We start from the raw sequence: 17,062 nt of genomic DNA, 5'->3' as shown, positions 1-17,062 counted from the left end.
TATATATTAAATCTTAATTGAAGGGGTATTCATGCCTAAGCATTCTTTAGAACAAATCAAAGAAAAAATTACAGAGCGTAGCAAAAAAACCAGAGAGCTTTATTTAGAAAATATCTTTAACCCTAAAAACCAGCCCAAGATTGAGAGCTTGGGTTGCGCAAATATTGCGCATGTTACTGCGAGCATGCCAGAGCATTTAAAAATGCCTTTAGGTTCGCATAAAAGAAAGCATTTTGCGATTATCACGGCTTATAATGACATGCTTTCAGCCCACCAACCTTTTAAAAATTACCCTGACTGGATTAAAAAAGAGTTGCAAGAACATAACGCTTATGCGAGCGTCGCTAGTGGAGTGCCAGCGATGTGTGATGGTATCACGCAGGGTTATGATGGCATGGAATTGAGCTTATTCAGTAGAGATGTGATCGCCTTAAGCACCGCCGTAGGGTTAAGCCATAATGTTTTTGACGGGGCGTTTTTTTTGGGCGTGTGCGATAAAATCGTGCCAGGCTTGCTTATAGGAGCGTTAAGTTTTGGGAATTTAGCGAGCGTGTTTGTGCCAAGCGGGCCTATGGTGAGCGGGATAGAAAATTATAAAAAAGCCAAAGCGCGCCAAGATTTTGCAATGGGAAAGATCAACAGAGAAGAGCTTTTAAAAGTGGAAATGCAAAGCTATCATGATGTTGGCACTTGCACTTTTTATGGCACGGCTAATTCCAATCAAATGATGATGGAGTTTATGGGGTTGCATGTGGCTAATTCTAGCTTTATCAACCCTAACAACCCCTTACGAAAGGTTTTGGTAGAAGAGAGCGCCAAAAGATTAGCGAGCGGGAAAGTCCTGCCTTTAGCCAAACTCATTGATGAAAAAAGCATTCTTAACGCTCTTATAGGCTTAATGGCAACAGGGGGTTCTACTAACCACACTTTGCATTTGATCGCTATCGCTAGATCTTGTGGGGTGATCCTCAATTGGGACGATTTTGACGCAGTCTCTAATCTCATACCCCTTTTAGCTAAAGTCTATCCTAACGGATCAGCGGATGTGAACGCTTTTGAAGCGTGTGGGGGCTTAGCGTTTGTGATCAAAGAATTGTTAAAAGAGGGGCTTTTATTTGAAGACACTCATACGATTATGGATACAGAAACGCAAAAAGGCATGCAAAATTACACTAAAACCCCCTTTTTAGAAAACGACCAATTGGTGTATAAAGACGCTGTTAATCATAGCTTGAATACGGATATTTTACGCCCTGTGAGCGAGCCTTTTGCCGCTAATGGGGGGCTTAAAATTTTAAAGGGTAATTTAGGGCGGGCCGTGATTAAAATCTCAGCCATTAAAGATGAGCACAGGAAAGTTAAGGCTAGAGCGATTGTTTTTAAAACCCAAAGCGAATTTTTAGAACGCTTTAAAAATAAAGAATTAGAAAGGGACTTTGTGGCGGTCTTGCCTTTCCAAGGACCTAAGTCTAACGGCATGCCAGAATTGCACAAACTCACCACGAATTTAGGGGCTTTGCAGGATATGGGCTATAAGGTTGCGCTCGTTACAGATGGGCGCATGAGCGGGGCGAGCGGGAAAGTGCCTAGCGCGATCCATTTAAGCCCTGAGGGAGCGTTAAATGGGGCGATTGTTAAGATTAAAGATGGCGATTGGATAGAATTAGACGCTCCTAATAACGCCCTGAATGTGCTTGAAAAGGATTTTGAAAATAGAGGCATCAACCCCTTGTTTTTAGAAACCTTAGAAAATTTAGAAAAGCCTACTTTTGGGCTGGGTAGGGAATTATTTACAAGCTTGAGATTGAATGCCAATACCGCTGAAGAGGGCGGCATGAGTTTTGGTATAAAGGTATAAAGGAGATAAAATGCAAGATAAAATAATAGAAGTTTTACAAATCAGCCCCATTGTCCCTGTGGTGGTGATTGAGGATTTAAACGACGCTGTGCCTTTAGTGCAAAGCCTGATAGAGGGGGGTATTCCAATCATAGAAGTTACTTTGCGTTCCAGTTGCGCTTTAGAAGCCATAGAGCTTATCGCTAAGAATGTGCCAAAAATGCGCGTGGGCGCTGGCACGATTTTAAATCCCACCCAATTAGAGCAAGCTCAAAATAGGGGGGCAGAGTTTTTGATTAGCCCGGGTCTTACGATAAAGCTTTTAGAACACGCAAAGAAAAAAGGCATGCCCCTAATACCCGGGGTTTCTAGCAGTAGTGAAGTCATGCAAGCCTTAGAATTGGGCTATAGCGCTTTAAAATTTTTCCCGGCAGAGTATTGCGGGGGCGTTAAACTTTTAAACGCTTTTAATGGCCCTTTTAAAGGGGTGAAATTTTGCCCCACTGGGGGGATTAGTGCAGACAACATGCATTCTTATTTAAATTTAGAAAATGTTTTGTGCGTGGGGGGGAGCTGGCTTACTCCTAAAAATTTGATTCAAAACAAAGAGTGGGATAAAATCACAGAAATTTGTAAGCGATCGTTAGCTTTAAGATAGCAAAAAAGATCATGGCATTTTGTATTTGCTTAATAATACTATAATAAAATTTTTAATAAGGAGATACATCATGTTAGAAAATGTCAAAAAATCCCTTTTTAGGGTTTTGTGCCTGGGTGCGTTGTGTTTAGGGGGGCTAATGGCAGAGCAAGACCCTAAAGAGTTTGTGGGTTTGGGGGCAAAGAGCTACAAAGAGCAAGATTTCACTCAAGCTAAGAAATATTTTGAAAAAGCTTGCGATTTGAAAGAAAATAGCGGGTGTTTTAATTTAGGGGTGCTTTATTATCAAGGGCAAGGGGTGGAAAAGAATTTGAAAAAAGCCGCTTCATTTTACGCTAAAGCTTGCGATTTAGATTACAGCAATGGGTGTCATTTACTAGGGAATTTATATTACAGCGGGCAAGGCGTGTCTAAAAACACCAATAAAGCCCTACAATACTATTCTAAAGCGTGCGATTTGAAATACGCTGAAGGGTGCGCGAGCTTAGGGGGGATTTATCATGATGGTAAAGTGGTAACTAGGGATTTTAAAAAAGCGGTGGAATATTTTACTAAAGCTTGCGATTTAAACGATGGCGATGGTTGCACGATATTAGGGAGTTTGTATGATGCGGGCAGAGGCGCGCCTAAAGATTTGAAAAAAGCGCTCGCTTCGTATGACAAAGCTTGCGGGTTAAAAGACAGCCCGGGGTGCTTTAACGCAGGGAATATGTATCATCATGGCGATGGCGTGGCGAAGAATTTTAAAGAGGCACTCGATCGTTATTCTAAAGCATGCGAGATGCAAAATGGCGGAGGGTGTTTCAATTTAGGGGCTATGCAATACAATGGCGAAGGCGTAACAAGGAATGAAAAACAAGCCATAGAAAACTTTAAAAAAGGCTGTAAATTAGGCGCTAAAGGGGCGTGCGATCTTCTCAAGCAGCTTAAGATCAAAGTTTAGTTTGAATAAGGCTTGATCAAATAGCTTTAAAAAGCGGTCTTTTGGGGGATTAGGGGGATTTTAGGGAGGATTGTTTCAAAACACTTCCTATCCCATTAAAATAGTGAGTTTAAAATAAAATAACCAAAACCCCCCCTTTTTTTTGAAGATAAATTAAAGGGTTGTTAAAGTTTAAATTTATTCTTAAAACCCCTTAAGGGTTTTATGGGTGGGTAGGGGAGCGAAAGTTTGGCTTGTGGGCATGATTTCTATGCGGTTGATATTGACATGCAAGGGTTGTTCGTAAATCCATAGCACGATGTTAGCAATATCTTGTGGTTTGAGATAAAGGGTGTTTTCATAGACGGATTGGGCTTTGATTTTATCGCCTTTAAAACGCACCATACTGAATTCGGTTTCGCCGCACAAACCGGGTTCAACATTACTCACTCTAATGTTAGTGCCAGCCAAATCCGCTCGCAAATTTAAAGAAAATTGCTTCACAAACGCCTTGCTCGCTCCATAGACATTCCCACCAGGATAGGGGTAAGTGCCAGCGATAGAGCCAAGATTGATGATAGTCCCTTGGTTATGCTCTATCATAGAGGGCAAGATCAAACGAGTGAGATACAACAACCCCTTGATATTCGTATCTATCATGATTTCCCAATCGTCTAGCTCGCATTCATAAGCCTTGTTCAAGCCTAGCGCTAAGCCGGCGTTATTGATTAAAGCGTCAATGCGATCCGTCATGGAGAAAATAGTTTCTAGCGCTCGCTTAGTTTCAAGCTTGTTTTGAAGATCAAAACACAGGGGAATGAAACGCTTGGGGTAAGCGAGCTGTAATTCTTGCAAATTCCCTTTTCGCCTCCCTGTGCCAAAAACCACATGGTTTTTTTGTAAAAACGCTTTAGCGATTTCTAACCCAAACCCTGAAGTCGCCCCGCTAACTAAAATGTGCGCCATTTCTGTCCTTTAAAATTTTAAAAAAGCCCCTTAAGCCCTTTTTCAAGCTTTTCTTTGAGCTTATCATCTTTAAATAAATGATCTAAACCTTTTTTAAGGGTGTCGTTTTTTAGGATTTCTTTCAAGCCTTGTTGCAGGTTTTGTTGGATGGCTTTTTCGTTTAAAATGAGGGAAATTTTTGGCTGGTGTATGCTGCCTTGAAGTTTCATTTTAAAAACGAATTTTAAAATTTCTGCATCCATGAGCATGTCCATTTGCTTGGTGTTTAAATCCAACAAGCCGTTATGGATTTTCAATTGGGTTTTGGGGCTTTTTAAGTTGAGGTTGGAGAGCAGGCGTTGCTGGTTGATTTGGCTTACCAGATTGGCATCGTTATAAATTTCTTTAGTAATATCAAATTTAGAAATGGAGTAGAGGAAATCGCTGAATGCATTTTTGAGGAATCTTGCGTTTTTTAGGCGGGCTTTCAATACGCCTTGCTTAGCACTAAGGTCATAATCCAAGTTAGCGTCTGCAATGGATTGGAAAAACTTAGGGTAATGGAATAAATCTAAAGCTTTTAAAGTGGAAATATTGGAAAAATGGGCTTTCAAATCTTTATTTAAAAGCGTGAAATCCAGCACGCCGTCTAGTAAATTTGAATGGCCGCTGACTTTTAAAAGTTTGGGGTTTTGCTCTATATTGCCATTTAAAGTCAAGCTCCCTTTTAAGGGGTGGTTGGTAATGTTATAGAGTTTGGCTAGGTTGGGTATTTCTAAAGTGTAGGGGGCGTTGAGTTTTAAAACAGAGAAAAGGTATTCGCTTTTTAGGGCTGTAAAATTAATTAAAGGGCTAGTTAGGGTGGTATCGCTGATGGCTTTGTTTCCTTTAAAATCGCTTGAGTGCGAGAGACTGAAAACAAGCGTGTCTTTAAGGTTTAAATGAAACATTTGATTGATTAGGGCGTTATTGATTAAAGCGTTATTAGCTGTTAGGATCAAATGCCCTTCTAAAGGCTTTAGAGAGTTGAAATCCGCTTGTAAGGACACTTTTGCGTTCGCATAAGCGGGGCGGTTGAGTAAATAAAGCAAATCTTCTAAATTGGCGTCTTTTGCGTTCAAACTTAAGTGAGAAAGCTTGAAATCATCTAAAAGGGCGTTGTAGGCAGTGTGGGATTGAGCGACATTAGAGACGCCTTGAACCATAAGGGCTTTTCTATGCCCTTTAATGTTCCCAGAAGTAACAATAGCCCCCCTTAAAGGGTAGGGTATCCATTCTTTGAAAGAGCGTAAATTTTTAATATCTATGTGGTAATTCAAATTTACGCTTTGCTTTAAAAGCGAGAAATCCCCCTTAAGAATGAGCGTGGAATCATCGTTGGCTTGAGCTTCAAAGTCTAAAGAGTTGAATCTCAATTTAAAGGTTTTAACGCTCAAATAACGCTCGTTCGGGTTGATTTTTTTCTCTATATACGAAGCGATGATCTTATTCCCCCATTCTGTGAAAAGGATAAGATAGGTTGTTAAAAGGCCGATTAAAAGAAGCGCGAGTAGGGTATAAAGAAATTTTTTCATGTTTGTTTGTCCTTGAAATAAATTGAATAGAATATATTAGCTTGTTTTGTCATGGTTTCTAATATTTTTTATAAAGCCTTAACGAGCGGTAATAAGAATTTTTATAACAAAAAATCTCAATTTAATTTAATCTTTCATTAAGGAGCTTTGAGTTAAAAGACTTGCGGCGTTAAACAAGGACGATCCAATCGTTTAAGATTTCTCAACCAAGACACGACTGATAAAAAGAAAAAATTCAAGGAGAAAAAATGGTGGAGAATAGCGGGATCGAACCGCTGACCTCCTGCGTGCAAAGCAGGCGCTCTCCCAGCTGAGCTAATTCCCCAAAGATTGCAAAAATGGTGGGCTTAGGAGGAGTTGAACCTCCGACCTCACCCTTATCAGGGGTGCGCTCTAACCACCTGAGCTATAAGCCCTTTAAAGCCAATAAAGATGAAATTATAGGTTAAACTTTCTTAAAAAATCCTTAAATAATAAATGGGATTAAGATGTTATAATACTCGTTATTTTTTCATTTCAAAAGGGGTTTTTATGGCATTATTATTCACAGGGGCGTGCGGGTATATAGGCTCGCATACCGCAAGGGCGTTTTTAGAAAAAACCAAAGAAAATATCATTATTGTAGATGACTTAAGCACCGGTTTTTTAGAGCATCTCAAAGCGTTAGAGCATTATTACCCTAATAGGGTTGTGTTTGTTCAAGCCAACTTGAATGAAACGCAAAAATTGGACGCATTTTTGAATAAACAGCAGCTAAAAGATCCCATTGAAGCCATCTTGCATTTTGGGGCTAAAATCTCAGTAGAAGAATCCACGCGCTTGCCTTTAGAATACTACACCAACAACACGCTCAACACTTTAGAACTTGTCAAACTTTGTTTAAAGCATGCGATCAAGCGTTTTATTTTTTCTTCTACGGCTGTGGTTTATGGCGAGTCTGATTCTAGCTTGAATGAAGAAAGCCCCTTAAACCCCATTAATCCTTATGGAGCGTCTAAAATGATGAGCGAAAGGATTTTGCTAGACACTTCTAAAATAGCGGATTTTAAATGCGTTATTTTGCGCTATTTCAATGTGGCTGGAGCATGCATGCACAATGATTATACCACCCCTTACACGCTAGGCCAACGCACGCTCAACGCCACGCATTTAATCAAAATCGCATGCGAATGCGCGGTGGGGAAAAGGAAAAAAATGGGGATTTTTGGCACTAACTACCCCACAAGAGATGGCACTTGTATTAGGGATTATATCCATGTAGATGATTTGGCTAACGCGCATTTAGCGAGCTATCAAACCCTTTTAGAAAAAAATAAGAGCGAGATCTATAATGTCGGCTACAATCAAGGCCATAGCGTGAAAGAAGTGATAGAAAAGGTTAAAGAAATCTCAAACAACGATTTTTTAGTGGAAATTTTAGACAAACGACAGGGCGATCCAGCAAGCCTTATTGCTAATAATTCTAAAATCTTACAAAACACCTCTTTCAAACCCCTTTATGACAACCTAGACACCATTATCAAAAGCGCTCTAGATTGGGAAGAACACCTTTTAAGATTTCAATAATACACCCTGTGCAAATACAAGCCATTAGCCATTATGGGCGTTCTTATAGTGGCTTTGAGGTTGTGGATTTGCGCTTGAATTTCAGCGAGCGTGATTTTTTCTAAGGAGTATTGAACGCATGCTTGAATGATCAAACGCACGCTAGAGCGTAAAAACGCATCGCCAATGATTTTAAACACCACGCACTCATGCCCCATGATAAAGGCTGTATAAGCAAAAGCGTTAAAAATGATGCGATTAGGATTGGTTGTCGCCCCGCTTTCTTTCTTAAACATGGAAAAATCATGCTTGCCTGTGAATTGCTTTAAAGCGGTATTTAATAAATCTAGTGAGCCATAATCCCCACAAGCGATATAAGGCGCTAAAAAAGGCGTTTTTAAATTCTTCGTCAAAAGGTAACGATACGCTCTTTTTTGAGCGTCAAAACGCGCATGAAAGTTTTTTTCTTCTAGTTTTTTTAAGACAATATGCGGGGCGAGTTTGGGGGCTAGATAATAAAATAATTTATCAGCGCTCCAGTGTTTTGGAGCGTGAAAAGACAGCGTTTGGTTGTTCGCATGCACGCCTTTATCCGTGCGCCCAGCCGCAACCACAACGCTTTTAATCCCTAGCGCATTTAAAGCGCCCTCTATTTTATCTTGAACGCCGAGTTTGTTAGGCTGTTTGGCATAGCCTAGAAAATACGCCCCATCATAAGCGATAGTAGCCTTAAAACAACGCATTTTAATAACGCTTTAAAATGAATTTTCTAAACAATAAATAAGAAATAAACGCCCAAATAAAGGGGAAGAAAAAGGTCATCAAAAACAAATCCGTAGAAATCACATGCACCATTAAAAAATAAATCCCAACCGCTCCAAGGACATAGAAATAACTCCAATTCGTTTTGAATCGCGGGTTGGCGATGCCAAATAAGGGGATTAAAAACACGCTCGCTAAAGGGAATAATGAAACTAAAATCGCTTGAGAAAAACGCCGTTTTTGATTTTTATTAGCGTTTTTGCCAAAGGCTTTTTTCCAATAGCCCAAATAATCCGTGCCTTGCAAATAAGCCGCATCATTAGAATTGAAAGACTTGAGCTTGTTGCGTAAATGCAATTCTTCAAAATCAACCTTACGCATTTTATCGCCTTGAGTGAAATACGCATGCCCGTTATACAAATTCAATTCAAACACGCCGTTTTGATTGTTGATATTGCCTTTTTGAGCCAGAATAAAGCTTTCTTGAGAGAGGCTTTTATTAGAAAAAAGCACCAAATTATCATAGGAATTGTTTTCAGTCTTATCCACATACACGAGCCAATCGCCTAATTTTTGCCCGAATTCACCCGCTCTGATGTTAATATCAATCTTGTCTTTTTTTTGACGCAAAAACCCGTAATAAGCGCTCTTAGAAGTGGGGATTAAAATGAGGGAAAACACTAATAAAATCGCGCTCACTAACAAACTTAAAGGCACAAACGCTTTAGTCATTTTTTTAGGCGAAACCCCTAAAGAGAAAAACACTAACAATTCATGGTCATAGCTAAGCCTTGAAAGCCCTAAAGCGCAAGCCGCAAAAAAAGTGATCGGCAAAATAAAAAAAATGGTTCCTGGTAAGGAATACAAAAAGAGTTGCACTAGATCTAAAAAGCTCACTTTAATCACGAGCGTTACGCTTGCAATACTGATTAATAACACAATGGAAGAGATAAAAAACAGCACTAAAAAGAAGGAGAAAAAGACCTGCGAAACCGCCATGAAAAGATAGTGTTTAATCATGCCTTAATCTTTATTGCACCCCATCTACAACAGGCACGAACAAGCATTTTTCTAACACTTTTTGGACGCGCAAGGCGTTATTTTGTTTCACAAAGCGTTTGATCACTTGCTCGTTGTTTTCTTGAATGGGCGCAACTAATATCCCGCCTTCTTCAAGCTGATCAATAAGCGCTTGAGGGATATTTTTAGCGCAAGCAGAGAACAAAATCCTATCATAGGGGGCGTATTGATCCCAGCCCTTGTTCCCATCAGCGAATTTAACATGAACGTTGTCTAAACCGAGATTTTTAAGGCGCAAACGTGCTTCTAAATACAGGCTTTCAATCCTTTCAACGCTAAAAACGCGCCTGAAAATTTGAGACAGCACCGCCGCTTGATAGCCGCTCCCGCAGCCAATTTCTAGCACGCTATCCACATGATCGATTTCTAAATATTGCGTCATTTTGGCCACGGTTAAGGGCGAAGAAATGTATTGTTGCGCTTGCATAGAAAGCGCGTTTAAAGTGTAGGCAAAATGTTTAAAAGGGGCTGGCACAAAAACCTCCCTTTCAATGCTCTCCATAGCCTCTCTCACTTTGGGGTGCAAATGAAAACGCTTATGGATTTCTTCACACATCAAATGGTTTTTAATACTATTCAAACAAGCCCCTTAAAAATCATCAAAACTCACGCTCCCTTTAGCGTAATTGCTCACCCTAGCCTCAAAGAAATTAGAGCGTTGCTCATTGAAACTTGAAAAGCTCTCTACCCATTTAATGGGGTGTTGGACGCCATAAACTTTAGCGATACCCACCTTACTCAAACGGCTATCTGCTAAAAACTGGATGTATTGCTCAATCAAACTTGAAGTGAGCCCTAAAATCCTGCCTTGCGTGATATAATCCCCCCATGAGGCTTCAATTTCTACCGCTTTTTTAAACATCTCTATGACTTCATTAATCAATTGTGGCGTGAATAGATCCGCTCTTTCATTCCTTAAAGCGTTGATCATGTTTTGGAATAAAATCAAATGCGTTACCTCATCTCTTTGGATAAAACGGATCATTTGCGCTGAGCCTAGCATCTTACCGCTCCTAGCCAAAGTGTAAAAATAGCTAAACCCGCTATAAAAATAAATCCCCTCTAAAATTTGGTTCGCAAAAAGCGCTTTGAGAATGTTTTCTTCTGTAGGGTTTTTGGCTAATTCCATATACACTTGCGCGATATAGTCGTTCTTGCTTTTTAATTGCATGTCGTTACGCCACATATCATAAATTTCTTCAGTATTTGCGCTAATGCTTTCTACCATTACCGCATACGCATGGCTGTGTAAGGCTTCTTCATAAGCTTGGCGTACCAAGCACAAATTGATTTCGGGACTGGTGATAAAGGGATTGACATTATCAATTAAATTATTGGTTTGCAAGCTATCCATAAAAATGAGTTGCGCTAAAGCTCTATCATAGCCGATCTTTTCTTCTGCGCTCAATTTCAAATAATCCCTTTTGTCATCGTTCATGCTCACTTCTTCAGCAAACCAAGTGTTAGCGAGCATCGTTTTCCACAAATGATCCGCCCATTGATACTTGATTTTATTCAAATCAAACATGCTTGTAGGATTACCCCCAAAAATCTTTCTTTCATTCACACTTTCTGTAGAATCGGGGTTGTAAATTTTTTTGCGTGAAACTTCCATTGTGTTCCTTAATTTCCTTAAAACTATCTAATGATATAGTCTCGTTAGAATACCTTAAAAGAATTTAAAACCCCCTAAAAGCCAAAAAAAACTCAAAAATTTTAAAAAACTCCAATTTTTCAGTATTTTTAAAGGATTAAAAAGCTAAAATACTGCTTCTTTATTTTCTACTCTTATGTGCATGCGATGGCGTGCGGTGCGCGGAAGTGGCGAAATTGGTAGACGCACTAGACTTAGGATCTAGCGCCGCAAGGCATGAAGGTTCGATTCCTTTCTTCCGCACCATTCTTAATGATTAAGATTTGAAGCCCTAAATGAAACTCATTCTATTAAAACCTTCAAAAGTTTTTAAAACGCCATGAGCGATGTTTTGAACGCTCTCTAAATCTAAATTCGCATGACAAGGTAAGGAAATTTCAGCGTTATAAAAATCCTCTGCGCTTTTTAATGGGGCTGTATTGAATAGCTGTTGATACAATTGGTATTGGTAAATGGGCTTGTAATGCACTTGGGCTAAAATGCCGCGCTTGTGCAAATTTTCTAAAATGAGTTTTTTGCATGCAAAAAATTTTTGGCGCATTAAAATAGGATAAAGGTGGTTAGAGCTTTTATCTTTTAACAAGGGGTGTAAAGGGGTGAAATAGGGGTTATCTTTAAAAATCCTATCATAAACTAGAGCGATTTCTTCTCTTTTTTGCATTAAAAGGGGGGCTTTTTTAAGCTGGCTCAAACCCAAAGCGCTTTGGATTTCATTCAAGCGGAAATTATGCCCTGTGCTTTTGACTTCGCCTTCAAAAAAATCTTTTTTGATCATGCCATGAGAGCGAAACAATTTCATTTTTTCATACAATTCGCTATCGTTAGTAACGACCGCTCCCCCTTCAGCCGTAGTGATAGGCTTAATGGCATGGAAACTAAACACGCTCGCTAACGCAAAGCCTCCCACTTTTTTGTTTTGATACTCGCTCCCTAGAGCATGCGAGCTGTCAGAAAGAAAACTCAAAGAATGCCTTTTGCAAAGCTTTTGAATGCTTCCTACTTCCACGCTTTTACCGGCATAATCCACGCTCACTATGGCTTTGGTTTTTTCGTTAATGAGTTTTTCTAGGGCTAATTCATCTATATTGCCATCGTTTTTAATTTCAGCAAATACGGGTTTGTAAGCGCTTTCTAAAAGCATGTTAGCCGTCGCTACAAAGCTTATAGGGGTGGTGATTATTTCATTGCAATCAGCGTTAAAATCGCTAAAATTCCTATAGAGCGTTAAAAGGGCTGAAGTCGCGCTGTTAAACACTAACGCATGCTTAACGCCTAAAAACTCGCACAAAGCTTCTTCAAACAAAAGAGAGCGTTTGCCTTGCGTGAGCTGTTTGGAATTTAAAACCTCTAAAACAGCCTTTTTATCTTCTTCATCTAAACAAGGCTCGCTATAAGCAAACTCTTTCAAGCGAGCAAGTCTTGCAAGCGAGATGGGGTGATCTTGCTTGTGTCATGGACATCTTGGAATTTTTGAGCGTTCAGTCTTGTTTTATCTAAGGTGTTGTATTCCTTGTTTAAATGATTCGTTTCAGCGAGCTGTTTTTTCCACTGGTGCAAAGAATTTTGGATGTTTTCTTTCTCACTTTCTAATGATTTTGAAAATTTCTCCAAAGCTTTCGTGTCGTCAATATCAATATTGCCAGGGAGTTTCAAGCTATCGTTGCCTGATTTTTGGTTGAAAGAATCAATCGCTTTATCCAAACGGCTTTTAAAACGCTCAAAATCGCTTCGATCTTTTTCATTGTTATGAGCGTAAGATTTAGAAATCCCCACCAATTCCTTAGCGTCTTTATCCATGCCTTTTAAGCTTTTGAGACGGCTTTCTAAATCCCCTATGGCTAGGTTATCCTGCTTGGCTTGTTTGGCTAATTTGATCTTTTCATCATTCTCTGAAAGATTTTGAATTTCCTTATTTTCTTCTTTTCTTGCGTGCGGACTAACCCTGTGGTAATCCCTCACCATCAAAGACGGGTTATAATTGTTTGAAATCTTAGACATCCTATCCTCCACTTCATTTTATTTCTTAAAGACAAGATAAGCAAACTCTATTCCTAAAAACATTTTGTTCCACTCAATTCTATCTAAAAATATTAATCTAACTCTAAAATTCTCTCTAACTCTTTGATGAGGTTTGTAATTTCTTTCAGTTCTTTAATATTGAGAGTGAGCTTATAATTGACTTGATTATCAGGATTCATTGGCACCAGTTGCTTTTTAAACTCATTTTGTTTCATAAAGTATTTTCTTTCTTTATGAATGTAATGGATTTCATCTTTTTTAAAAACTCTATAAAGCAATTGGTCTTCGCACACTCCTAAGCAAACCAAAAAATCATAGTTGTATCGTGGGTTTATGCCATTGAACTGAAAAGTGTTGTTAGTTCTGCCTTTTTGCGCTGTTTTAACTTCAAAGGACACACCGCTTTTTGTCATAATATCGTATTCATCATGAATAATGCCATCGTTAATTACTCCATCTATAGCGTTAAGCACACTTTTTAAAAATTCTTCACCAATCTGCCCTATAGCGTTGGCTTCAAAATCTCTAATTTTTGAAAAAATAGCGTTGTAATCTTGCCCTAAATTCAATTCTTTATGTTTTTTTTCAATAATTTTTAAAAAAGTTTGTTCTAAGTCCATCAATTATCCTTTAAACCATCCAAATGATCATGTAGGGCTTGAAAAATATGACTTTTGCCTAAATGATAGCAAGAATTAGTCGCTAAACTTGCGTATTTTGTCCAATCAATCTCTTTGAATAGTTTTTTTAATTTAGCGTTTAAAACCTTGTTGGCGCTAGTAAATACCACAGCAATACCAGATTGATACTTAACTTCCTCAAAGTTCTCTACAATTTGTGTGCTTTTATAAAAAGTTGATGAAATGTAAAAAGACGCTTTTTGATTAAAAATCCACTCTTTACCGCATTCTCTGTTTTTAGCCAATGAAACCGTGAAAACCTTGATATATTCGCTAAAGGGTTCTTTATGGCGATTCTTATACCAAGAAAATTCACTTTTCTTATTTTGATACTTTTTGCTCCAAATTTGAAACACGCAATGCACATCCACTTCTTTATTTTTAAAATCTATAAACGCATTTTTTTCTAAGCGTTCGCTATAAAGCAGATTCAAACCTTTCACACGATACTTAATAGAACCTTTTCCTTGACTTTCAAAAAACATGGGCAAGATAAAACACACAAAATCACAATTTCTAGCATGGTTGATAAATTCTAACGCCATAACCCCACGATGCCCAAAAGGAGGATTGCCCAAGCAAATCACTTTTTGATGCGTGGGCAGTTTATAATTTAAAAAATCGCATTGAATAAATCCATCTCTTTTGGGTTCAATGTCTATACCAATGCGTCTATTTTTAGGAAACAAGTCATAAAACACCCCATCGCCTGCGCTTGGCTCTAAAAAAATAAAGTCATCTAGATTTTCGTATTTTTTAATAACTTCACAAGCTTTTTGAAAGCATTTTAAAGCCACACTAGGCTTAGTGAAATACTGATCTAAAACATTGCTAGAATTTTCTTTCATCTCATTGCCATTGACATAGCGTTTAGGGGTAACTTCTTTGAACAAGGTTTGCATGAAAAAACTTTACTATAAAATCATAAAATTTAATGCTGATTTTTTCCGATCGTTTAAAATCCTTAAAACTTAAAAATTTTCTTCCAAATACTTCGTGTGGATTTTTGCTTGCCTGAAATCCGCATTTTCAAGCATTTCAAGGTGGAAAGACTTTCAGCCTCCATACCAATTTCTGGGTAGGATAAGCGTGGGGTTTCCAACCACATTGTCCGTGTCTAATGGATGTGGGAACTCATCGCAATAGCCCAAGATGTGTTTTACCCGATCCTTTCTGATGAAAGTGCATTCTATGACTTCAACGATATCCACCCCATTGTGATGGTGAGGGGCACAACAATTATTGGGGTGCAAATGCACGCAATAATGCGTTTTTAAAATCTTATTCATAGCGCTCTGGATCACTTCAAAATAGTTGTTATCCCACAAATATTTCAGCTGATGAATCTCTAGAGCAATGATTCTGAAGCGATCCAATAGCGCATCGCTCGCATTGATGAGAGCGAGGTATTCGCCCCCTTCAATGTCCATTTGTAACATTAAATCCCCTTCGCCCACTTGAGAGTTATTGACCCAAGTGTCTAGAGTGATGAAGTCTTTGTCGTTGGAACAACCGATGAATTTTTTGATAAAGGAGTAGTTTTCTTTGGGGATGTTCAATATCGGCTCATTGACCGATTTGTCTGCCATATATATATATATATATCGTTAGGGTTTGTAGGCTTGCAATGGCGGTAAAAATCTTCTTCAAATGCACTCTCACCTCCCACGCCTGGCGAGAAAAGCGCTTCGATCCCTTCAAAATCATTGGGTATCAAATAGCCCCCATCATGCTTGGCTCCCCAACGCACCAGCTCATGCTCGGTCTTGATGGGGTGTAAGCTCTTAATGAACCCCTCTACTTTCTCTTTAGGGGTTTCAACAAACAATTCATTGATAGACATTACCTTTTCAGCTCGCCAAAGAATGGAATTGACTTGATTGGCTATAGAGTTAATTTGCTCTTTAATCGCTCCCAAGTCTTCAATATTACGATATGCGTTTAAAAACCGATTGGGTAACAAACCCTTAAGAACCCTTTTAATCACTTGCTTCATTAAAATCTCCTTGCAATTAAGTTTAAAAATTTTCTTCTAAATACTTCGTGTGGATTTTTGCTTGCCTGAAATCCGCATTTTCAAGCATTTCAAGGTGGAAAGGAATGGTCGTTTTAATGCCTTCTACTTTAAATTCCTTTAAAGCCCTTTTCATCTTAGCGATCGCTCTTTCTCTGTTTTCACCCCACACAATGAGCTTGCCAATCATAGAATCATAGTGCGTGGGCACGACATAATTAGCATGCACATGCGAATCAAGGCGCACATTCACCCCACCAGGGGCGATCCATTCGGTGATTTTACCCGGGCTTGGGTAGAATTTTTTAGGATCTTCTGCAGTGATCCTGCATTCTATCGCATGCCCTTTGAGGGAAAAGCTTTCTTGCTTGGGCAATTCTTCGCCTTGAGCGATTTTAATCATCCATTCAATGAGGTTTAACCCGCTCACCATTTCGCTAATGGTGTGTTCCACTTGCAAACGAGTGTTCATCTCCATGAAATAAAAATCTTTCATGTTAGAATCGAGCAAAAATTCAAAAGTCCCAGCCCCCACATAGCCGATGTATTTAGCGGCCTTGATCGCTGTTTCTAGCAAACGCTTACGAACGCCCTCTTCTAAAACCACTGCCGGGGTTTCTTCAATGAGCTTTTGTTGGCGTCTTTGCACCGAACAATCCCTTTCGCCCACATGAATGACATTGCCATGCTTATCGGCTAGAATTTGGACTTCAATGTGTTTAGGCTTGTTGATGAATTTTTCTAAATACACGCTCCCATCGCCAAACGCGCTCAAAGCTTCCGTTTCTGCGGCTAGATAAAGGTTTTTGAGCTTGGATTTATCTTCTACGACACGCATGCCTCTCCCGCCCCCACCAGCGGCCGCTTTGATGATGACAGGGTAGCCGATTTTATCAGCGATTTCTTCAGCTTCTTGATAGCTTTTAAGCAGCCCATCACTGCCTTCAATCACAGGCATGCCGGCTTCTTTCATCACGCTTTTGGCTTTGGATTTGTCACTCATTAAAGCCATGACTTTCGCGCTCGGGCCAATAAATTCTAAAGAATGGTGCGAGCAAATCTCTACAAAATTCTGATTCTCGCTCAAAAACCCATACCCAGGGAAAATCGCATCCGCTTCAAACAATTCCGCCGCGCTAATGATTGCAGGGATATTCAAGTAACTCTCGCTGGATTTTTCCCCCCCTATACACACTTTTGCGTTAGCTGTATTGAGGTAGTGGGCGTCCTTGTCAGCGATAGAATAAATGGCTATGGATTCTTTGCCCATTTCTTGAATGGTTTGGATCGCTCTTAAAGCGATCTCACCTCTATTAGCGATCAAAATGCGCGAAAGCTCTTTTTTTTCTACCTTTTTATTTTCTTTGTTCAT

Annotated in this window: 17 protein-coding genes and 3 tRNA genes; 5 read left to right on the top strand and 15 right to left on the bottom strand. The window is 39.3% G+C overall.

Annotated features, from left to right (window positions below):
- The first annotated feature begins 31 nt into the window (after positions 1–31).
- From edd to hcpC, 3 genes are all read left to right on the top strand, one after another.
- Positions 32–1,858 (top strand): phosphogluconate dehydratase, encoded by a 1,827-nt coding sequence (gene edd / locus HG567_RS05195; protein ID WP_202139426.1) that lies wholly within the window; start codon positions 32–34, stop codon positions 1,856–1,858.
- Between the two features lie 10 nt (positions 1,859–1,868).
- Positions 1,869–2,495, top strand: coding sequence for a bifunctional 4-hydroxy-2-oxoglutarate aldolase/2-dehydro-3-deoxy-phosphogluconate aldolase (locus HG567_RS05190; protein WP_202163715.1), 627 nt, complete (start codon positions 1,869–1,871; stop codon positions 2,493–2,495).
- A 70-nt stretch (positions 2,496–2,565) separates the two neighbouring features.
- Positions 2,566–3,438 carry a Sel1-like repeat protein HcpC gene (gene hcpC / locus HG567_RS05185; RefSeq protein ID WP_202139424.1) on the top strand — a complete coding sequence of 291 codons (873 nt, stop codon included), beginning with the start codon at positions 2,566–2,568 and terminating at the stop codon, positions 3,436–3,438.
- 183 nt (positions 3,439–3,621) lie between these two features.
- Here hcpC and HG567_RS05180 read toward each other — a convergent pair whose 3' ends face one another.
- The 4 genes from HG567_RS05180 to HG567_RS05165 form a co-directional block, all read right to left on the bottom strand.
- Positions 3,622–4,383, bottom strand: coding sequence for an SDR family oxidoreductase (locus HG567_RS05180; RefSeq protein WP_202139423.1), 762 nt, complete (start codon positions 4,381–4,383; stop codon positions 3,622–3,624).
- A 17-nt stretch (positions 4,384–4,400) separates the two neighbouring features.
- Positions 4,401–5,936 (bottom strand): hypothetical protein, encoded by a 1,536-nt coding sequence (locus HG567_RS05175; protein WP_202139422.1) that lies wholly within the window; start codon positions 5,934–5,936, stop codon positions 4,401–4,403.
- A gap of 249 nt (positions 5,937–6,185) precedes the next feature.
- Positions 6,186–6,261: transfer RNA gene (locus HG567_RS05170), tRNA-Ala, on the bottom strand.
- A 14-nt stretch (positions 6,262–6,275) separates the two neighbouring features.
- Positions 6,276–6,352, bottom strand: a tRNA-Ile gene (locus HG567_RS05165).
- A 115-nt stretch (positions 6,353–6,467) separates the two neighbouring features.
- Here HG567_RS05165 and galE point away from each other — a divergent pair.
- Positions 6,468–7,502, top strand: coding sequence for a UDP-glucose 4-epimerase GalE (gene galE / locus HG567_RS05160; RefSeq protein WP_202139421.1), 1,035 nt, complete (start codon positions 6,468–6,470; stop codon positions 7,500–7,502).
- On the opposite strand, the gene truA is transcribed toward galE, so the two are convergent.
- Genes truA through HG567_RS05140 form a run of 4 tightly spaced genes read right to left on the bottom strand, consistent with a single transcriptional unit; the run spans position 7,496 to position 10,938 of the window.
- Entirely contained in the window at positions 7,496–8,224 is a 729-nt protein-coding gene (truA, locus tag HG567_RS05155) for a tRNA pseudouridine(38-40) synthase TruA (protein ID WP_202139420.1), read from the bottom strand. The two genes, galE and truA, sit on opposite strands and share 7 nt — an antisense overlap.
- A 1-nt stretch (position 8,225) precedes the next feature.
- Positions 8,226–9,263 carry an LptF/LptG family permease gene (locus HG567_RS05150; protein WP_202139419.1) on the bottom strand — a complete coding sequence of 346 codons (1,038 nt, stop codon included), beginning with the start codon at positions 9,261–9,263 and terminating at the stop codon, positions 8,226–8,228.
- A 10-nt stretch (positions 9,264–9,273) separates the two neighbouring features.
- Entirely contained in the window at positions 9,274–9,903 is a 630-nt protein-coding gene (pcm, locus tag HG567_RS05145; RefSeq protein ID WP_079335648.1) for a protein-L-isoaspartate O-methyltransferase, read from the bottom strand.
- 9 nt (positions 9,904–9,912) lie between these two features.
- Positions 9,913–10,938, bottom strand: coding sequence for a ribonucleotide-diphosphate reductase subunit beta (locus HG567_RS05140; protein WP_202139418.1), 1,026 nt, complete (start codon positions 10,936–10,938; stop codon positions 9,913–9,915).
- A 200-nt stretch (positions 10,939–11,138) separates the two neighbouring features.
- On the opposite strand from HG567_RS05140, the gene HG567_RS05135 reads away from it, so the two are divergent.
- Positions 11,139–11,223: transfer RNA gene (locus HG567_RS05135), tRNA-Leu, on the top strand.
- 25 nt (positions 11,224–11,248) lie between these two features.
- On the opposite strand, the gene pseC is transcribed toward HG567_RS05135, so the two are convergent.
- From pseC to HG567_RS05100, 7 genes are all read right to left on the bottom strand, one after another.
- Positions 11,249–12,385: a UDP-4-amino-4,6-dideoxy-N-acetyl-beta-L-altrosamine transaminase gene (pseC, locus tag HG567_RS05130; RefSeq protein ID WP_202139417.1), complete on the bottom strand. Its 1,137-nt coding sequence runs from the start codon at positions 12,383–12,385 to the stop codon at positions 11,249–11,251.
- Positions 12,382–12,975 (bottom strand): Laminin subunit alpha-2 precursor, encoded by a 594-nt coding sequence (locus HG567_RS05125; RefSeq protein WP_128054198.1) that lies wholly within the window; start codon positions 12,973–12,975, stop codon positions 12,382–12,384. Before HG567_RS05125 ends, pseC begins: the two co-directional genes overlap by 4 nt.
- 92 nt (positions 12,976–13,067) lie before the next feature.
- Entirely contained in the window at positions 13,068–13,616 is a 549-nt protein-coding gene (locus HG567_RS05120; RefSeq protein ID WP_202139416.1) for a restriction endonuclease, read from the bottom strand.
- A complete protein-coding gene (locus HG567_RS05115; protein WP_202139415.1) occupies positions 13,616–14,578 on the bottom strand; it encodes an SAM-dependent methyltransferase in 963 nt (320 codons plus the stop codon). Before HG567_RS05115 ends, HG567_RS05120 begins: the two co-directional genes overlap by 1 nt.
- Positions 14,579–14,731: 153 nt before the next feature.
- Complete coding sequence (locus HG567_RS05110) at positions 14,732–15,265, bottom strand: FkbM family methyltransferase (RefSeq protein ID WP_202139414.1); 534 nt, start codon at positions 15,263–15,265, stop codon at positions 14,732–14,734.
- On the bottom strand, positions 15,232–15,672 hold the full coding sequence (locus tag HG567_RS05105; RefSeq protein WP_202163714.1) for a hypothetical protein: 441 nt from the start codon (positions 15,670–15,672) through the stop codon (positions 15,232–15,234). The genes HG567_RS05110 and HG567_RS05105 overlap by 34 nt, the downstream gene beginning before the upstream one ends.
- Before the next feature lie 22 nt (positions 15,673–15,694).
- Entirely contained in the window at positions 15,695–17,062 is a 1,368-nt protein-coding gene (locus HG567_RS05100; RefSeq protein ID WP_202139412.1) for an acetyl-CoA carboxylase biotin carboxylase subunit, read from the bottom strand.

Source organism: Helicobacter pylori, assembly GCF_016755635.1.
Lineage (GTDB): Bacteria > Campylobacterota > Campylobacteria > Campylobacterales > Helicobacteraceae > Helicobacter > Helicobacter pylori_CQ.
This window is presented reverse-complemented; position numbering and strand designations above follow the sequence as displayed.

Bases quoted from the DNA above. Each gene is read 5' to 3' on its own strand.
- HG567_RS05120 (WP_202139416.1), bottom strand. From the start codon at position 13,616: ATGGACTTAGAACAAACTTTTTTAAAAATTATTGAAAAAAAACATAAA.
- HG567_RS05175 (WP_202139422.1), bottom strand. From the start codon at position 5,936: ATGAAAAAATTTCTTTATACCCTACTCGCGCTTCTTTTAATCGGCCTT.
- galE (WP_202139421.1), top strand. From the start codon at position 6,468: ATGGCATTATTATTCACAGGGGCGTGCGGGTATATAGGCTCGCATACC.
- edd (WP_202139426.1), top strand. From the start codon at position 32: ATGCCTAAGCATTCTTTAGAACAAATCAAAGAAAAAATTACAGAGCGT.
- HG567_RS05105 (WP_202163714.1), bottom strand. From the start codon at position 15,672: ATGAAGCAAGTGATTAAAAGGGTTCTTAAGGGTTTGTTACCCAATCGG.
- HG567_RS05115 (WP_202139415.1), bottom strand. From the start codon at position 14,578: ATGCAAACCTTGTTCAAAGAAGTTACCCCTAAACGCTATGTCAATGGC.
- HG567_RS05190 (WP_202163715.1), top strand. From the start codon at position 1,869: ATGCAAGATAAAATAATAGAAGTTTTACAAATCAGCCCCATTGTCCCT.
- HG567_RS05110 (WP_202139414.1), bottom strand. From the start codon at position 15,265: ATGGCAGACAAATCGGTCAATGAGCCGATATTGAACATCCCCAAAGAA.
- HG567_RS05140 (WP_202139418.1), bottom strand. From the start codon at position 10,938: ATGGAAGTTTCACGCAAAAAAATTTACAACCCCGATTCTACAGAAAGT.
- HG567_RS05125 (WP_128054198.1), bottom strand. From the start codon at position 12,975: ATGTCTAAGATTTCAAACAATTATAACCCGTCTTTGATGGTGAGGGAT.
- HG567_RS05150 (WP_202139419.1), bottom strand. From the start codon at position 9,263: ATGATTAAACACTATCTTTTCATGGCGGTTTCGCAGGTCTTTTTCTCC.
- HG567_RS05100 (WP_202139412.1), bottom strand. From the start codon at position 17,062: ATGAACAAAGAAAATAAAAAGGTAGAAAAAAAAGAGCTTTCGCGCATT.
- truA (WP_202139420.1), bottom strand. From the start codon at position 8,224: ATGCGTTGTTTTAAGGCTACTATCGCTTATGATGGGGCGTATTTTCTA.
- hcpC (WP_202139424.1), top strand. From the start codon at position 2,566: ATGTTAGAAAATGTCAAAAAATCCCTTTTTAGGGTTTTGTGCCTGGGT.
- HG567_RS05180 (WP_202139423.1), bottom strand. From the start codon at position 4,383: ATGGCGCACATTTTAGTTAGCGGGGCGACTTCAGGGTTTGGGTTAGAA.